The sequence below is a fragment of the Klebsiella sp. P1927 genome (assembly GCF_018204675.1).
In the GTDB taxonomy this organism is placed as follows: Bacteria; Pseudomonadota; Gammaproteobacteria; order Enterobacterales; family Enterobacteriaceae; genus Klebsiella; species Klebsiella pneumoniae.
In genome coordinates this window covers 30741-46340 of sequence record NZ_CP073380.1, presented here as the reverse complement: position 1 = coordinate 46340, position 15600 = coordinate 30741, and the positions used below count along the sequence as shown (strand labels likewise).

Below are 15600 nucleotides of genomic sequence, written 5' to 3'. Positions count from 1 at the left end.
TCATGGCACTGAGCCTGATAGTTCTTGCAAATTGTTGTCACTAAAGGGTTTTGTGTGCTTGTTTACAATCGAGTGGGTATCGGAGACGAAGAAGGACAAGGTACATGCTGACCGATACCAAGCTGCGCAATCTCAAGCCCAGGGACAAACTCTACAAAGTGAATGACCGGGAAGGTCTCTATGTGGGGGTCGCCTCAGAAAACGGAATCTATGGTCACTCCCGTTTTTGCAACACCGATTTTGACGACAAGTTGGCTTGCTTGAATCTATCCGGCGTCTGAATGGGATTTTATTCCCGCGCCTCGATGAGTTCCGCGCCTGATGAACCTCCAGAAAATATACGGCTTCAATGAGCCTTTCCGTTTTACAGGTTCCTCAACAGGCCGGTGGGCCGTTAGTATCATCAATATCAGTATTCGCAAAACCAGATGAATGATTGTTTAAACTGGTGTATTTCTGCCTTTATGCTTCGTAAGTTTGCTGTCGCGCCGTCAGTGCCCAGGCTATTCTGGCCAGCTTGTTTGCCAGAGCACAGGTGACGACAAAGTTGCTTTTCCGACACAACAACTCCCTGACCCAGTCGGCCAACTTGCCAGACTGGTGTTCCAGTTTTTGTATGAATACCCTGGCACACTGAACCAACAAAGTTCGGATCTTTTTGTTGCCCCGCTTGCTAATCCCTAACAATGTCGTCCGACCTCCCGTGCTGTACTGTCGGGGTACCAGCCCTGTTGCCGCCGCAAAGTCACGGCTGCTGGCGTACTGCTTCCCGTCGCCAATCTCAGTTGAAATAGTACTGGCAGTCAGCGTTCCAACGCAGGGAATACTCAGCAAGCGCTGTCCAACCTCATCTTCGTCCAACTTTCGTTTCAACTGAGATTCCAGATCTTTAATCTGCTCAACAAGATAGTGATAATGCTGTTGTAATTTCAGCAGTAACTGGCTGAGATAAAGAGGCAAACTACTGTCCTCAAGAAGGGTACTCAGTCGACTAATAACGGCAGCACCTCGCGGAACGCTGATACCAAATTCCAGCAGAAAAGCATGCATCTGATTAGTTGTTTTCACCTTATCCTGAACCAGGGATTCACGGACACGATGCAGAGCTCGCATTGCCTGCTGAGATTCGGTTCTGGGCTGCACGAAACGCATAGATGGACGTGATGCTGCTTCACAGATAGCTTCAGCATCAACGAAGTCATTTTTGTTGCTTTTAACGAATGGGCGGACAAATTGCGGTGATATCAGCTTTGGAAAATGCCCTAACTCTTCCAGCTTGCGTGCCATAAAGTGAGAACCGCCACAGGCTTCCATCGCGATGGTTGTTGCCGGGCATGTCGCCAGAAATTCGATTAGCTTTGGTCGGGTGAATTTTTTACGGTAAACGGCCTTCCCACGATGATCCTGACAATGAATATGGAAAGAGTTCTTACCCAGATCGATACCAATAAGCGCAATGTTTTCCATGATGGTTCTCCGAATGAAAGCCTGTCCTCAGCATAGTACTGGGAAGGAGGGAGTGACCATCTCATTAAATAAAGCACGCTAAGCCGGTTGCAGCGGTCGTAGCGGCCTGAACTTGCCCGCGCCGATCTTGGCGCTGCTGCGCCAGAGGTAATCGCCGGTGAGGTTGATGTGCTCCCAACCGAGCGGCGACAGGTACTGCAACAGCGCGTCATCAATGGCATGGCCGTTGCCACGCAGCGCGTGCGCAGCCCGTTCCAGATAGACCGTGTTCCACAACACGACGGCAGCCGTTACCAGATTGAGGCCGCTAGCCCGGTAGCGCTGCTGCTCGAAACTGCGGTCGCGGATTTCACCCAGGCGGTTGAAAAACACTGCCCTGGCCAGCGCATTGCGCGCCTCGCCCTTGTTCAGGCCGGCATGCACGCGGCGGCGCAGTTCCACGCTTTGCAGCCAGTCCAGGATGAACAGCGTGCGCTCGATGCGGCCCAGCTCGCGGAGCGCCACGGCCAGGCCGTTCTGGCGTGGGTAGCTGCCGAGCTTTCGGAGCATCAGGGAGGCCGTCACCGTGCCCTGCTTGATCGAGGTGGCCAGCCGCAGGATTTCGTCCCAATGGGCGCGGACGTGCTTGATGTTGAGCGTGCCGCCGATCATGGGTTTCAGCGCGTCATAGGCGGCGTCGCCCTTCGGGATGTAGAGCTTGGTGTCGCCCAGGTCGCGGATGCGCGGCGCGAAGCGGAAGCCCAGGAGGTGCATCAGGGCGAAGACGTGATCGGTGAAGCCCGCCGTGTCGGTGTAATGCTCCTCGATCCGCAAGTCGGACTCGTGGTACAGCAGGCCGTCGAGCACGTAGGTCGAATCGCGCACGCCGACGTTCACGACCTTGGTGTGAAATGGCGCGTACTGGTCAGAAATGTGGGTGTAGAACGTCCGCCCTGGGCTGCTCCCGTATTTCGGGTTGATGTGGCCGGTGCTCTCGGCCTTGCTGCCGGTGCGGAAGTTCTGGCCGTCCGACGATGAGGTGGTGCCGTCGCCCCAGTGCTCGGCGAAGGGATGGCGGAACTGTGCGTTGACCAGATCGGCCAGCGCCGCCCCGTAGGTTTCGTCGCGGATGTGCCAGGCTTGCAGCCAAGCCAGCTTGGCGTAGGTCGTGCCGGGGCAAGACTCCGCCATCTTGGTCAGGCCCAGGTTGATCGCGTCGGCGAGGATCGTGGTCAGCAACAGGTTCTTGTCTTTGGCCGGGTCGCCCGATTTCAGATGCGCGAAATGCCGAGTGAAGCCCGTCCATTCGTCCACCTCCAGCAGCAGTTCGGTGATCTTGACGTGCGGCAGGATCATTGCCGTCTGGTCGATCAGCGCTTGGGCGGTGTCGGGTACCGCCGCGTCGAGCGGCGTGATCTTCAAGCCTGACTCGGTGATGATGGCGTCCGGCAGCTCGTTGGCCGTCGCCATACGGTTGACGGTGGCAAGCTGTGTTTCCAGCAGCGTCAGCCGGTCGTTCAGGTACCGGTTGCAGTCGGTGGCCACGGCCAGCGGCAATTCGCTGGCCTGCTTGAGGCTGGCGAATTTCGCGGGCGGCACCAGGTAGTCCTCGAAGTCCTTGAACTGGCGCGACCCCTGCACCCAGATGTCGCCGGAACGCAACGCGTTCTTCATCTCCGACAGCGCGCACAGTTCGTAGTAGCGCCGGTCGATGCCGGTGTCGGTCATGACCAGCTTCTGCCAGCGCGGCTTGATGAACTCGGTCGGCGCGTCGGCGGGCACCTTGCGGGCGTTGTCGCTGTTCATGCCGCGCAGCACCTCGATGGCGTCGAGCACGTCCTTCGCGGCGGGAGCGGCCCGCAGCTTGAGCACGGCAAGGAATTCCGGCGCGTAGCGGCGCAGCGTGGCGTAGCTTTCGCCGATGCGGTGCAGGAAATCGAAGTCCTCGGGCTGCGCAAGCTTCTGCGCTTCGGTGACGCTCTCGGCGAAGGCATCCCAGGACATGACGGCCTCGATGGCGGCGAACGGATCGCGGCCCGCCTGCTTGGCCTCGATCAGCGCCTGGCCGATGCGGCCGAACAGCCGCACCTTGGCGTTGATCGCCTTGCCGGACGCCTGGAATTGCTGCTGATGCTTGTTCTTGGCGGCGTTGAACAGCTTGCCCAGGATGCGGTCGTGCAGGTCGATGATTTCGTCGGTGACGGTGGCCATGCCCTCGATGGCAAGCGCCACCAGGGTGGCATAGCGTCGCTGCGCCTCGAACTTGGCCAGGTCGGCGGGCGTCATCTGGCCACCCTCACGGGCGATCTTGAGCAGGCGGTTCTGGTGCACCGACCGCTCGATGCCAGAAGGCAGGTCGAGCGCCTGCCACGCTTTGAGGCGTTCGATGTGTTCCAGCATGTGCCGCGAATTCGGTTTGACGGGCGATTGGCGCAGCCAGGCCAGCCAGGTCGTTTTGCCGTTGTCCCGACGCTTGAGCAGATCGTCGAGGCGGCGGCGATGCGCGTCCGACAGCGGTTCGGCCAAGGCATCGTAGATGCGCCGGTTGGCGCGGGTGATTGCTTCGGCGCTCGCCCGCTCGACGGCGTTGAGGGCAGGCAGAATGACCGACTGCTGCCGCAGGTGCTCGATCAAGGTGCTGGCCAGCACGATGCCCTTGTCGGTCTGCAAGGCCATCTCGGTCAGCAACTGGACGGCCTGCCGGTAGTGGCCCATGGTAAAGGGCTGGAAGCCGAACACCGTTTGCAGTTCGACCAGGTGCTCGCGCCGGGTCTGCTCCCGCTGCCCGTATTCGTCCCAGCTTTCGACGCTGACCTTGAGCTGGTCGGCGACCAGTTTCAACAAGGGCGGAAACGGCGGCTCATCGACGCCCAGGATGACACCAGGAAAGCGCAGGTAACAGAGCTGCACGGCGAAGCCCAGCCGGTTGGCCGGGCCGCGCCGCTGCCGGATGATGGAGAGGTCGGTTTCGCTGAACGTGTAGTGACGGATCAACTCATCCTTGGTGTCCGGCAACGCCAGCAGGCTTTCGCGCTCGGCGGCGGACAGGATTGAACGACGTGGCATATTTACTGATCCGTTCTCAAGTATTGATACAGGGTTTCGCGACTGATTCCGAATTCACGAGCCAGCTTGGCACTGTTGCAAAGTTAGCGATGAGGCAGCCTTTTGTCTTATTCAAAGGCCTTACATTTCAAAAACTCTGCTTACCAGGCGCATTTCGCCCAGGGGATCACCATAATAAAATGCTGAGGCCTGGCCTTTGCGTAGTGCACGCATCACCTCAATACCTTTGATGGTGGCGTAAGCCGTCTTCATGGATTTAAATCCCAGCGTGGCGCCGATTATCCGTTTCAGTTTGCCATGATCGCATTCAATCACGTTGTTCCGGTACTTAATCTGTCGGTGTTCAACGTCAGACGGGCACCGGCCTTCGCGTTTGAGCAGAGCAAGCGCGCGACCATAGGCGGGCGCTTTATCCGTGTTGATGAATCGCGGGATCTGCCACTTCTTCACGTTGTTGAGGATTTTACCCAGAAACCGGTATGCAGCTTTGCTGTTACGACGGGAGGAGAGATAAAAATCGACAGTGCGGCCCCGGCTGTCGACGGCCCGGTACAGATACGCCCAGCGGCCATTGACCTTCACGTAGGTTTCATCCATGTGCCACGGGCAAAGATCGGAAGGGTTACGCCAGTACCAGCGCAGCCGTTTTTCCATTTCAGGCGCATAACGCTGAACCCAGCGGTAAATCGTGGAGTGATCGACATTCACTCCGCGTTCAGCCAGCATCTCCTGCAGCTCACGGTAACTGATGCCGTATTTGCAGTACCAGCGTACGGCCCACAGAATGATGTCACGCTGAAAATGCCGGCCTTTGAATGGGTTCATGTGCAGCTCCATCAGCAAAAGGGGATGATAAGTTTATCACCACCGACTATTTGCAACAGTGCCCGGGAAACTGCGCTGCCGGAGAGTGTGCTGCGTGAACCACAACGGGAGCGGGAAGCGGTCCGGGAGGTTGCCCGGGAAAATCTGCTGCAGGAGCGTCTGCAGCAGATGGAGCGGGATATGGTCCGTGACCTGCAGAAAGAGAAAACCCTGGGCGGAGACTGATACAGGAAGGCAAACGCTGATGACAACGGATAACACGAACACGACACGTAACGATTCACTGGCTGCCCGGACCGATACCTGGTTGCAGTCGTTGCTGGTCTGGTCACCCGGACAGCGGGATATCATCAAAACGGTGGCACTGGTGCTGATGGTACTGGACCACATCAATCTGATATTCCAGCTGAAGCAGGAATGGATGTTTCTGGCCGGGCGTGGAGCCTTTCCGCTGTTTGCCCTGGTGTGGGGGCTGAATCTGTCCCGTCATGCGCATATCCGGCAACCGGCCATTAACCGGCTGTGGGGATGGGGGATTATTGCCCAGTTCGCATATTATCTGGCAGGCTTTCCCTGGTATGAGGGGAATATCCTGTTTGCCTTTGCAGTGGCGGCACAGGTGCTGACGTGGTGTGAAACGCGCAGTGGGTGGCGTACAGCAGCGGCCATTCTTCTGATGGCGCTGTGGGGGCCTTTGTCCGGCACCAGTTACGGCATTGCCGGGCTGCTGATGCTGGCAGTCAGCCACCGGCTGTACCGGGCGGAAGACAGAGCGGAACGTCTGGCGCTGGTCGCCTGCCTGCTGGCTGTTATTCCGGCGCTTAACCTTGCCACCAGTGATGCAGCGGCGGTGGCCGGTCTTGTGATGACGGTGCTGACCGTTGGTCTGGTGTCGTGTGCAGGAAAATCATTACCCCGTTTCTGGCCCGGGGATTTTTTCCCGGTATTCTACGCCTGTCATCTGGCTGTGCTGGGCGTTCTGGCGCTGTGACGGGTGTGGTATCTTTGACCGCAAGAGGATGATTCGTCAGAGGCAGAACACAGCATGACAGAGCAGAAGCGACCGGTACTGACACTGAAGCGGAAAACGGAAGGGGAGACGCCTGTCCGCAGGCGGAAAACCATCATCAATGTCACCACGCCACCAAAGTGGAAGGTGAAAAAGCAGAAGCTGGCCGAGAAAGCAGCCCGGGAAGCAGAGCTGGCGGCAAAAAAAGCGCAGGCCAGACAGGCACTGTCCATTTATCTGAATCTGCCCACGCTGGATGAGGCCGTGAATACCCTGAAACCCTGGTGGCCGGGATTGTTTGACGGTGACACGCCCCGGCTTCTGGCCTGCGGTATCCGGGACGTGTTACTGGAAGACGTGGCGCAGCGGAATATCCCGCTCTCGCATAAAAAACTGCGCAGGGCGCTGAAGGCCATCACCCGTTCAGAAAGCTATCTGTGTGCCATGAAAGCCGGTGCCTGCCGGTATGACACGGAAGGGTATGTGACGGAGCATATTTCTCAGGAGGAGGAAGCGTATGCGGCAGCGCGTCTGGATAAAATCCGCCGCCAGAACCGGATAAAGGCAGAACTTCAGGCCGTGCTTGATGAGAAATAAAAAAAAGCCTCCATCAGAGAGGAGGCAGGGAAATAAGGCTTAAAAGGAAATAACTTCCGTACCCGAAAGGAAGCCAATTCAGTAGATTATTTAACACCATAATACTGACGGGTTAAAGAGGAGTGATAAAGATGAATGGATTCAGAAACAGTTCACGGAACGGTCAGGTCTGGCGCTGGCAGCGTGCCGGAAGCCGTGCCGTCAGCCTGGAGGTCAGGGGATTCCGGAAGGAGGCCGCTGAAGCGTGGCTCCTGGCTGCCCGTGTTGCTCCCCGTACAGACTGGCAGCAGTTTGCACGGCAGAGAGCCGAACGCTGTCAGCGACGGAGATAATGAAAAAAAACGGCAAAAAAAAGACTTCCCCTGAGCAAAGGAGGCCAAAAATCATTCATAGCGTATTACTGACATTGAATGAATGCTCTGTACATCAACCCTGTGAAGCTACCACCGGTTAATGCCGGGAGGTTGCGGGAAGAAAGATAATACACAGTCATTACGTGGTTAATATCTGTCAGAATGTTTTTTGTGACCATAAACTGTCAGATGGATAAAAAAGACCGTCATGTGACGGTCAGTGTTGTCCTGTCAGGGACAAATGCATTCAGTAAGGAGAGCAAAATAATAACATCACGTTGCCCGGCTGTTAATATCAGGCGATGTTAAGTGTTATTTATGACTCTTTTATCTGGTTGTGAAGTCTGTTAATCAGGAAGAGAAAATGGCGACCGGAAAATCAGAGAAGCAACAGGTGATTGCCTTTATCGATTACGAGAACTGCAGTAACCTGACAGAAATTTCCTTAAATATATATACGGAGTTAATTATATTCGCGGGTGCGAAACAGAATAATGTGGCACTGCCAGTAAACGCTTTCCCTGAAGCAGTAAAAATCACACTCCGGCATGTCAGTGAAGTCTCCCGGAACAATGTTGATTTTCATCTGGTGCTGGAGCTGGGGCAGTGTGTATGCCACTACGGGCCGGAGAAGGAATACCATATTGTTTCCGCTGACAAGGGATATGACGGTATTGTCCGGACACTGCAGGCGCGCGGGATTCGCTGCCGTCGCGTCTCCCCGGATAAGGCGTCATCAGTAAAGATGGCTGCACCCGACATGGATATCGTTATCCGGTGGGCAAACAAAATTCAACAGGCAGCGCGGGAGGTTCGTAATATGCCGGTAACAGAAAAGACATTTAATAATTATTTAAAATCACAGATGCGCGGTGAATGGCGTGATGTCCTGACCAGAGGTATCCGGGATGAACTGGTCCGTCGCGGGGTAATGAAAATTCAGGGGAATAAAATCATCTGGTAAGACTGCCAGAATAAAATGATATTTATTTTATTTATAAAAACAGAAAGGTCGAAAATCAATAATGGCATTTATTTCCATGACAAGACAGAAAGCGCCGTACAGATATGCAAGCAAGACCCGGTTATCGATAAGACGAACAGACTCAGGCTCTGCCGGGTGTTATGTGACGGTTGCCGTTCGGGGGAAGCAGGAATTTATTATTGCTGAACTTGATTCAGAAATCCGGAAAATCAGGCTGAAACTGACGGACTCCTATGAAGAAGGGGTAAGGCTGTCTTCGGGCACGTTTACGCTTCCGGCCAGATTCTGCCGGGAAATACTGCCGGACGACGTCAGGAGTATCACCATTATTCTGGAAAAAAGCGACGATGAGTGGTGGTACGGGAGTTACTGATATGTGGCAGAACTCCGGACACTGACGCCTTCGCGTTGCTCAGTTGTCCAACCCCGGAAACGGGAAAAAGCAAGTTTTCCCCGCTCCCGGCGTTTCTGCAATAAAAAGCAGGGGCATGGAGGTCGTCGTAACCAGACAGGAATGTGGTATTATCGCGGCGGGTGTCTGAGCCTTTCTGGTTCAGGCAAGACGCAGGTACCAGAAATGCGAAGACCCCACTCGTTAATCCATTAACTCGTGAGGTCTGCATGAAGTACTTAGCACTACTGATTGTAGCCTCTTCTTTGCAGAGAGGTCAAAGTTTATGACGAAATATGCCCTTATCGGGTTGCTCGCCGTGTGTGCCACGGTATTGTGTTTTTCACTGATATTCAGGGAACGGTTATGTGAACTGAATATTCACAGGGGAAATACAGTGGTGCAGGTAACTCTGGCCTACGAAGCACGGAAGTAAGCTGCCGGGCGGGGACGGAAGTCCCCGCTTTCCGGAAGTGTGAGGTATTTCAGGGGCAGACACCCGACATGCCAGAAACAGCCGGTCCCGCCCGGGGCCGGCATCCAGGTTAAGGCATTTCCTGTTTTTCAGTCATTTCATCATCAAAATCACATTAAACGGTCGTAATCAGACATGATTTGTGCGCCAACACAGATCATCATCACAACTTTCAAGTCGCTGATTTCAAAAAACTGTAGTATCCTCTGCGAAACGATCCCTGTTTGAGAATTGAGGAGGCGAGATGTCGCAGACAGAAAATGCAGTGACTTCCTCATCAGGTACAAAGCGAGCATACCGAAAAGGTAATCCTCTGACGCTTGCAGAACGTCAGCAGGCATCTCTGGCAAGAAAACGTGCCACACATAAAGAACTCAGAGTGTTCATTCCTGCTGCGTTAAAAGCGCAATTACAGGAGATGTGTGACGCTGAAGGTGTTACTCAGGCTGAGATGATTGCTGAACTGATAAAGCAGAAGAGTGCTTTCAGCTAACTAAAATGTAGCGACATCACATTCTTGCCTGTTTGTGGTGTGCGTGATAGATTGCTGATCGTTTAAGGAATTTTGTGGCTGGCCACGCCATAAGGTGGCAGGGAACTGGTTCTGATGTGGATGTACAGGAGCCAGAAAAGCGAAAACCCCGATAATCTTCTTTAACTTTGGCGAGTCAGAAAGATTACCGGGGCTAACAAGAAACTGCATAGAAGCTGTTGCTCTATGCGGGGAGTATAGTTATATGCCCGGAAAAGTTCAAGACTTCTTTCTGTGCTCACTCCTTCTGTGCAACATAAGTGCAGGATGGTGTGACTGATCTTCAACAAACTTATTACCGCCAGGTAAAGAACCCGAATCCGGTGTTTACACCCCGTGAAGGTGCCGGAACGCTGAAGTTTTGCGAAAAACTGATGGAAAAGGCGGTAGGCTTCACCTCCCGTTTTGATTTCGCCATTCATGTGGCACATGCCCGTTCGCGTGGTCTGCGTCGGCGCATGCCACCGGTACTGCGTCGTCGGGCTATTGATGCGCTGCTGCAGGGGCTCTGTTTTCACTATGATCCGCTGGCCAACCGTGTCCAGTGCTCCATCACCACGCTGGCCATTGAGTGTGGACTGGCGACGGAGTCTGATGCCGGAGTACTCTCCATCACCCGTGCCACCCGTGCCCTGACGTCCCTGGCTGAGCTGGGTCTGATTACCTACCAGACGGAATATGACCCGCTTATTGGTTGCAACATTCCGACCGATATCACGTTCACACCGGCGCTGTTTGCCGCTCTCGATGTGTCTGAGGTGGCGGTGGCTTCCGCACGCCGCAGCCGTGTGGAATGGGAAAACAGACAACGCAAAAAGCAGGGGCTGGATACCCTGGGCATGGATGAACTGATAGCGAAAGCCTGGCGTTTTGTTCGTGAGCGTTTCCGCAGTTACCAGACAGAGCTTAAGTCCCGGGGAATAAAGCGTGCCCGTGCGCGTCGTGATGCGGACAGGGAACGTCAGGATATTATCACCCTGGTGAAACGGCAGCTGACGCGCGAAATCGCGGAAGGGCGCTTCACTGCCAGTCGTGAGGCGGTAAAACGTGAAGTGGAGCGTCGTGTGAAGGAGCGCATGATTCTGTCACGTAACCGCAATTACAGCCGGCTGGCCACAGCTTCCCCCTGAAAGTGACCTCTTCTGAATAATCCGGCCCGAACCGGAGGCATTCGCACGCCTGAAGCCTGCCAGCGAACAAAAAATCAGCACCACATACAAAAAACAACCTCACTATCCACCTTCTGGAGCATCCGGTTCCCCCTGTTTTTAATACAAAATGCGCCTCAGCGACGGGGAATTTTGCTTATCCACATTTAACTGCAAGGGACTTCCCCATAAGGTTACAACCGTTCATGTCATAAAGCGCCAGCCGCCAGTCTTACAGGGTGCAATGTATCTTTTAAACACCTGTTTATATCTCCTTTAAACTACTTAATTACATTCATTTAAAAAGAAAACCTATTCACTGCCTGTCCTGTGGACAGACAGATATGCACCTCCCACCGCAAGCGGCGGGCCCCGACCGGAGCCACTTTAGTTACAACACACAAAAACAACCTCCAGAAAAACCCCGGTCCAGCGCAGAACCGAAACCACAAAGCCCCTCCCTCATAACTGAAAAGCGGCCCCGCCCCGGCCCAAAGGGCCGGAACAGAGTCGCTTTTAATTATGAATGTTGTAACTACATCTTCATCGCTGTCAGTCTTCTCGCTGGAAGTTCTCAGTACACGCTCGTAAGCGGCCCTCACGGCCCGCTAACGCGGAGATACGCCCCGACTTCGGGTAAACCCTCGTCGGGACCACTCCGACCGCGCACAGAAGCTCTCTCATGGCTGAAAGCGGGTATGGTCTGGCAGGGCTGGGGATGGGTAAGGTGAAATCTATCAATCAGTACCGGCTTACGCCGGGCTTCGGCGGTTTTACTCCTGTATCATATGAAACAACAGAGTGCCGCCTTCCATGCCGCTGATGCGGCATATCCTGGTAACGATATCTGAATTGTTATACATGTGTATATACGTGGTAATGACAAAAATAGGACAAGTTAAAAATTTACAGGCGATGCAATGATTCAAACACGTAATCAATATCTGCAGTTTATGCTGGTTATGCTGGCTGCATGGGGCATTAGTTGGGGAGCCAGATTTGTCATGGAGCAGGCCGTTCTGCTTTATGGATCAGGAAAAAACTATTTGTTCTTCAGTCATGGTACTGTTCTGATGTACCTGCTGTGTGTTTTCCTGGTATACCGCCGTTGGATAGCTCCGCTACCGGTCGTTGGTCAGCTGCGCAACGTTGGCGTACCGTGGCTGGTCGGTGCGATGGCCGTGGTGTATGTCGGTGTATTTCTGCTCGGTAAGGCGCTGGCTCTGCCTGCTGAGCCATTTATGACGAAACTTTTTGCCGATAAGTCCATACCTGACGTGATCCTGACGTTGCTGACCATCTTTATCCTTGCCCCGTTGAATGAGGAAACGCTGTTCCGGGGGATTATGCTGAACGTCTTCCGTTCACGGTACTGCTGGACGATGTGGCTGGGGGCGCTGATAACGTCGTTGTTGTTCGTCGCCGCGCACAGCCAGTATCAGAACCTGCTGACACTGGCAGAACTGTTCCTGGTGGGGTTGATTACATCAGTGGCCAGGATCAGAAGTGGTGGCCTGCTGCTGCCGGTATTGCTGCATATGGAAGCAACCACGCTGGGTTTACTGTTTGGTTGAAAGTTATATTTTTATTAAACATTGTGCGTTAAAGCCTGGTGTGTTTTTTTAGTGGATGTTATATTTAAATATAACTTTTATGGAGGTGAAGAATGCATACCACCCGACTGAAGAGGGTTGGCGGCTCAGTTATGCTGACCGTCCCACCGGCACTGCTGAATGCGCTGTCTCTGGGCACAGATAATGAAGTTGGCATGGTCATTGATAATGGCCGGCTGATTGTTGAGCCGTACAGACGCCCGCAATATTCACTGGCTGAGCTACTGGCACAGTGTGATCCGAATGCTGAAATATCAGCTGAAGAACGAGAATGGCTGGATGCACCGGCGACTGGTCAGGAGGAAATCTGACATGGAAAGAGGGGAAATCTGGCTTGTCTCGCTTGATCCTACCGCAGGTCATGAGCAGCAGGGAACGCGGCCGGTGCTGATTGTCACACCGGCGGCCTTTAATCGCGTGACCCGCCTGCCTGTTGTTGTGCCCGTAACCAGCGGAGGCAATTTTGCCCGCACTGCCGGCTTTGCGGTGTCGTTGGATGGTGTTGGCATACGTACCACAGGTGTTGTACGTTGCGATCAACCCCGGACAATTGATATGAAAGCACGGGGCGGAAAACGACTCGAACGGGTTCCGGAGACTATCATGAACGAAGTTCTTGGCCGCCTGTCCACTATTCTGACTTGAACATGGGGTTTGAGGGGCAACTGGATGAAAACGTACGATTTAGGGCACTAAAACCGCTGTTGTCCCACCATTCTGGTGATTCCCAAACGTTATTTGGCTAAAAAGTAGTTTTGATGTGGTTTATTTTCCGAATTCCAAGCGCAGCCCTACTTTCTTGTGCGTATTTGCGTGTTTTGCGCAGTTTTGAAGTTCCGGTGATGCTGCCAACTTACTGATTTAGTGTATGATGGTGTTTTTGAGGTGCTCCAGTGGCTTCTGTTTCTATCAGCTGTCCCTCCTGTTCAGCTACTGACGGGGTGGTGCGTAACGGCAAAAGCACCGCCGGACATCAGCGCTATCTCTGCTCTCACTGCCGTAAAACATGGCAACTGCAGTTCACTTACACCGCTTCTCAACCCGGTACGCACCAGAAAATCATTGATATGGCCATGAATGGCGTTGGATGCCGGGCAACCGCCCGCATTATGGGCGTTGGCCTCAACACGATTTTCCGCCATTTAAAAAACTCAGGCCGCAGTCGGTAACCTCGCGCATACAGCCGGGCAGTGACGTCATCGTCTGCGCGGAAATGGACGAACAGTGGGGATACGTCGGGGCTAAATCGCGCCAGCGCTGGCTGTTTTACGCGTATGACAGGCTCCGGAAGACGGTTGTTGCGCACGTATTGGGGTCTGACGCTCAGTGGAACGAAAACTCACGTTAAGCAACGTTTTCTGCCTCTGACGCCTCTTTTAATGGTCTCAGATGTCCTTTGGTCACCAGTTCTGCCAGCGTGAAGGAATAATGGCCGAGCATATTGATATGTCCGTGGCAAAGCGGGGAGAGGCGTGCGATATCTTCATCATTCAGTGTTTCACCCTGCGCCCGGAGATGATCCAGGGCTGCCTGCATATAAATAGTGTTCCATAACACGACGGCGTTAGTGACCAGCCCCAGTGCGCCCAGTTGATCTTCCTGACCGTCGGTATATCGTTTTCTTATCTCACCTTTTTGACCGTGACAGATGGCTCTGGCAACGGCATGGCGACTTTCTCCCCGATTAAGCTGGGTCAGAATGCGCCGGCGGTAATCTTCATCATCAATATAATTAAGCAGATACAGCGTTTTGTTGATGCGCCCCACTTCAATGATTGCCTGAGTCAGTCCGGAAGGACGTTCACTTTTCAGCAATGAACGGACCAGCACTGAAGCCTGTACTTTGCCCAGCTTCAGGGAGCCAGCGGTCCGGATCATTTCGTCCCACTGAAGGACTATTTTTGGCACTGTTGCAAAGTTAGCGATGAGGCAGCCTTTTGTCTTATTCAAAGGCCTTACATTTCAAAAACTCTGCTTACCAGGCGCATTTCGCCCAGGGGATCACCATAATAAAATGCTGAGGCCTGGCCTTTGCGTAGTGCACGCATCACCTCAATACCTTTGATGGTGGCGTAAGCCGTCTTCATGGATTTAAATCCCAGCGTGGCGCCGATTATCCGTTTCAGTTTGCCATGATCGCATTCAATCACGTTGTTCCGGTACTTAATCTGTCGGTGTTCAACGTCAGACGGGCACCGGCCTTCGCGTTTGAGCAGAGCAAGCGCGCGACCATAGGCGGGCGCTTTATCCGTGTTGATGAATCGCGGGATCTGCCACTTCTTCACGTTGTTGAGGATTTTACCCAGAAACCGGTATGCAGCTTTGCTGTTACGACGGGAGGAGAGATAAAAATCGACAGTGCGGCCCCGGCTGTCGACGGCCCGGTACAGATACGCCCAGCGGCCATTGACCTTCACGTAGGTTTCATCCATGTGCCACGGGCAAAGATCGGAAGGGTTACGCCAGTACCAGCGCAGCCGTTTTTCCATTTCAGGCGCATAACGCTGAACCCAGCGGTAAATCGTGGAGTGATCGACATTCACTCCGCGTTCAGCCAGCATCTCCTGCAGCTCACGGTAACTGATGCCGTATTTGCAGTACCAGCGTACGGCCCACAGAATGATGTCACGCTGAAAATGCCGGCCTTTGAATGGGTTCATGTGCAGCTCCATCAGCAAAAGGGGATGATAAGTTTATCACCACCGACTATTTGCAACAGTGCCATTCGGATTTCATATAACCTATTTTTGTTGTTCAAGTTTGATTCCTTGGACTCTTCAGAATACAGACAGCAAATAAAGACCTTTCGTTTGAAGTATGTATTTCTTGCAGCAAAAATAATCAAAACCGCAAGATATGTAATCATGAAGTTGTCGGAAAACTATCCGTACAAGGGAGTGTATGAAAAATGTCTGGTATAATAAGAATATCATCAATAAAATTGAGTGTTGCTCTGTGGATAACTTGCAGAGTTTATTAAGTATCATTGCAGCAAAGATGAAATCAATGATTTATCAAAAATGATTGAAAGGTGGTTGTAAATAATGTTACAATGTGTGAGAAGCAGTCTAAATTCTTCGTGAAATAGTGATTTTTGAAGCTAATAAAAAACACACGTGGAATTTAGGGAATACTGATGTAACACGGATTGACCGTATTG

Annotated in this window: 16 protein-coding genes and 6 pseudogenes; 16 read left to right on the top strand and 6 right to left on the bottom strand. The window is 53.3% G+C overall.

What is annotated here, in order from left to right:
* Nucleotides 1–104: 104 nt before the first annotated feature.
* Nucleotides 105–209, top strand: a pseudogene (locus KB892_RS31355) (Arm DNA-binding domain-containing protein); the annotation flags it as partial.
* Nucleotides 210–462: 253 nt separating this feature from the next.
* On the opposite strand, the gene KB892_RS30220 reads toward KB892_RS31355, so the two are convergent.
* The 4 genes and pseudogenes from KB892_RS30220 to KB892_RS30205 form a co-directional block, all read right to left on the bottom strand.
* A complete protein-coding gene (locus KB892_RS30220; protein WP_000427619.1) occupies nt 463–1467 on the bottom strand; it encodes an IS110-like element IS5075 family transposase in 1005 nt (334 codons plus the stop codon).
* 78 nt (nt 1468–1545) lie between these two features.
* Entirely contained in the window at nt 1546–4512 is a 2967-nt protein-coding gene (locus tag KB892_RS30215; RefSeq protein WP_042863651.1) for a Tn3 family transposase, read from the bottom strand.
* Between the two features lie 2 nt (nt 4513–4514).
* A pseudogene (locus KB892_RS30210) lies at nt 4515–4580 on the bottom strand (helix-turn-helix domain-containing protein); the annotation flags it as partial.
* A gap of 52 nt (nt 4581–4632) precedes the next feature.
* Entirely contained in the window at nt 4633–5337 is a 705-nt protein-coding gene (locus tag KB892_RS30205) for an IS6-like element IS26 family transposase (RefSeq protein WP_001067855.1), read from the bottom strand.
* 63 nt (nt 5338–5400) lie between these two features.
* Here KB892_RS30205 and KB892_RS30200 point away from each other — a divergent pair.
* The 14 genes and pseudogenes from KB892_RS30200 to KB892_RS30135 all read left to right on the top strand — a co-directional run.
* Nucleotides 5401–5562, top strand: a pseudogene (locus KB892_RS30200) (protein traI); the annotation flags it as partial.
* A 19-nt stretch (nt 5563–5581) separates the two neighbouring features.
* Nucleotides 5582–6328 (top strand): conjugal transfer pilus acetylase TraX, encoded by a 747-nt coding sequence (gene traX / locus KB892_RS30195; RefSeq protein ID WP_000205770.1) that lies wholly within the window; start codon nt 5582–5584, stop codon nt 6326–6328.
* Between the two features lie 54 nt (nt 6329–6382).
* Nucleotides 6383–6943, top strand: a complete 561-nt coding sequence (locus KB892_RS30190) for a fertility inhibition protein FinO (RefSeq protein ID WP_000139328.1) — start codon at nt 6383–6385, stop codon at nt 6941–6943.
* A gap of 131 nt (nt 6944–7074) precedes the next feature.
* On the top strand, nt 7075–7275 hold the full coding sequence (locus KB892_RS30185) for a hypothetical protein (protein WP_015059022.1): 201 nt from the start codon (nt 7075–7077) through the stop codon (nt 7273–7275).
* Nucleotides 7276–7660: 385 nt separating this feature from the next.
* On the top strand, nt 7661–8260 hold the full coding sequence (locus KB892_RS30180; protein WP_032083981.1) for a PIN domain-containing protein: 600 nt from the start codon (nt 7661–7663) through the stop codon (nt 8258–8260).
* 61 nt (nt 8261–8321) lie between these two features.
* Nucleotides 8322–8654: a hypothetical protein gene (locus KB892_RS30175; RefSeq protein ID WP_152916585.1), complete on the top strand. Its 333-nt coding sequence runs from the start codon at nt 8322–8324 to the stop codon at nt 8652–8654.
* Nucleotides 8655–8958: 304 nt separating this feature from the next.
* Entirely contained in the window at nt 8959–9108 is a 150-nt protein-coding gene (locus KB892_RS30170; protein ID WP_001312851.1) for a Hok/Gef family protein, read from the top strand.
* Between the two features lie 283 nt (nt 9109–9391).
* A complete protein-coding gene (locus tag KB892_RS30165; RefSeq protein ID WP_000083837.1) occupies nt 9392–9640 on the top strand; it encodes a replication regulatory protein RepA in 249 nt (82 codons plus the stop codon).
* Nucleotides 9641–9884: 244 nt separating this feature from the next.
* Nucleotides 9885–9959: a RepA leader peptide Tap gene (tap, locus tag KB892_RS31600; protein ID WP_001375168.1), complete on the top strand. Its 75-nt coding sequence runs from the start codon at nt 9885–9887 to the stop codon at nt 9957–9959.
* Nucleotides 9952–10809 carry an incFII family plasmid replication initiator RepA gene (gene repA / locus KB892_RS30155; protein ID WP_032495102.1) on the top strand — a complete coding sequence of 286 codons (858 nt, stop codon included), beginning with the start codon at nt 9952–9954 and terminating at the stop codon, nt 10807–10809. Before tap ends, repA begins: the two co-directional genes overlap by 8 nt.
* A 938-nt stretch (nt 10810–11747) precedes the next feature.
* Nucleotides 11748–12401 (top strand): CPBP family intramembrane glutamic endopeptidase, encoded by a 654-nt coding sequence (locus KB892_RS30150; RefSeq protein WP_000616807.1) that lies wholly within the window; start codon nt 11748–11750, stop codon nt 12399–12401.
* Between the two features lie 92 nt (nt 12402–12493).
* Nucleotides 12494–12751, top strand: coding sequence for a type II toxin-antitoxin system antitoxin PemI (gene pemI / locus KB892_RS30145; protein WP_000557619.1), 258 nt, complete (start codon nt 12494–12496; stop codon nt 12749–12751).
* Nucleotide 12752: 1 nt separating this feature from the next.
* Nucleotides 12753–13085, top strand: a complete 333-nt coding sequence (pemK-mt, locus tag KB892_RS30140; protein WP_000439434.1) for a type II toxin-antitoxin system toxin endoribonuclease PemK-mt — start codon at nt 12753–12755, stop codon at nt 13083–13085.
* Between the two features lie 248 nt (nt 13086–13333).
* Nucleotides 13334–13755, top strand: a pseudogene (locus KB892_RS30135) (IS1 family transposase); the annotation flags it as partial.
* 62 nt (nt 13756–13817) lie between these two features.
* Here the strand turns inward: KB892_RS30135 and KB892_RS30130 are convergent.
* Both KB892_RS30130 and KB892_RS30125 read right to left on the bottom strand, forming a co-directional pair.
* A pseudogene (locus tag KB892_RS30130) lies at nt 13818–14336 on the bottom strand (Tn3 family transposase); the annotation flags it as partial.
* A gap of 59 nt (nt 14337–14395) precedes the next feature.
* Entirely contained in the window at nt 14396–15100 is a 705-nt protein-coding gene (locus KB892_RS30125; protein WP_001067855.1) for an IS6-like element IS26 family transposase, read from the bottom strand.
* 69 nt (nt 15101–15169) lie between these two features.
* Between KB892_RS30125 and KB892_RS30120 the strand changes: the two are divergent.
* Nucleotides 15170–15361 (top strand): annotated as a pseudogene (locus tag KB892_RS30120) (IS1380 family transposase); the annotation flags it as partial.
* Between the last annotated feature and the right edge of the window lie 239 nt (nt 15362–15600).

Excerpts from the sequence above, each read along its gene's own strand:
- traX (WP_000205770.1), top strand. The coding sequence starts at position 5,582 with ATGACAACGGATAACACGAACACGACACGTAACGATTCACTGGCTGCC.
- KB892_RS30185 (WP_015059022.1), top strand. The coding sequence starts at position 7,075 with ATGAATGGATTCAGAAACAGTTCACGGAACGGTCAGGTCTGGCGCTGG.
- pemI (WP_000557619.1), top strand. The coding sequence starts at position 12,494 with ATGCATACCACCCGACTGAAGAGGGTTGGCGGCTCAGTTATGCTGACC.
- pemK-mt (WP_000439434.1), top strand. The coding sequence starts at position 12,753 with ATGGAAAGAGGGGAAATCTGGCTTGTCTCGCTTGATCCTACCGCAGGT.
- KB892_RS30220 (WP_000427619.1), bottom strand. The coding sequence starts at position 1,467 with ATGGAAAACATTGCGCTTATTGGTATCGATCTGGGTAAGAACTCTTTC.
- KB892_RS30190 (WP_000139328.1), top strand. The coding sequence starts at position 6,383 with ATGACAGAGCAGAAGCGACCGGTACTGACACTGAAGCGGAAAACGGAA.
- KB892_RS30125 (WP_001067855.1), bottom strand. The coding sequence starts at position 15,100 with ATGAACCCATTCAAAGGCCGGCATTTTCAGCGTGACATCATTCTGTGG.
- KB892_RS30180 (WP_032083981.1), top strand. The coding sequence starts at position 7,661 with ATGGCGACCGGAAAATCAGAGAAGCAACAGGTGATTGCCTTTATCGAT.
- KB892_RS30170 (WP_001312851.1), top strand. The coding sequence starts at position 8,959 with ATGACGAAATATGCCCTTATCGGGTTGCTCGCCGTGTGTGCCACGGTA.
- KB892_RS30165 (WP_000083837.1), top strand. The coding sequence starts at position 9,392 with ATGTCGCAGACAGAAAATGCAGTGACTTCCTCATCAGGTACAAAGCGA.
- KB892_RS30175 (WP_152916585.1), top strand. The coding sequence starts at position 8,322 with ATGGCATTTATTTCCATGACAAGACAGAAAGCGCCGTACAGATATGCA.
- KB892_RS30205 (WP_001067855.1), bottom strand. The coding sequence starts at position 5,337 with ATGAACCCATTCAAAGGCCGGCATTTTCAGCGTGACATCATTCTGTGG.
- KB892_RS30150 (WP_000616807.1), top strand. The coding sequence starts at position 11,748 with ATGATTCAAACACGTAATCAATATCTGCAGTTTATGCTGGTTATGCTG.
- KB892_RS30215 (WP_042863651.1), bottom strand. The coding sequence starts at position 4,512 with ATGCCACGTCGTTCAATCCTGTCCGCCGCCGAGCGCGAAAGCCTGCTG.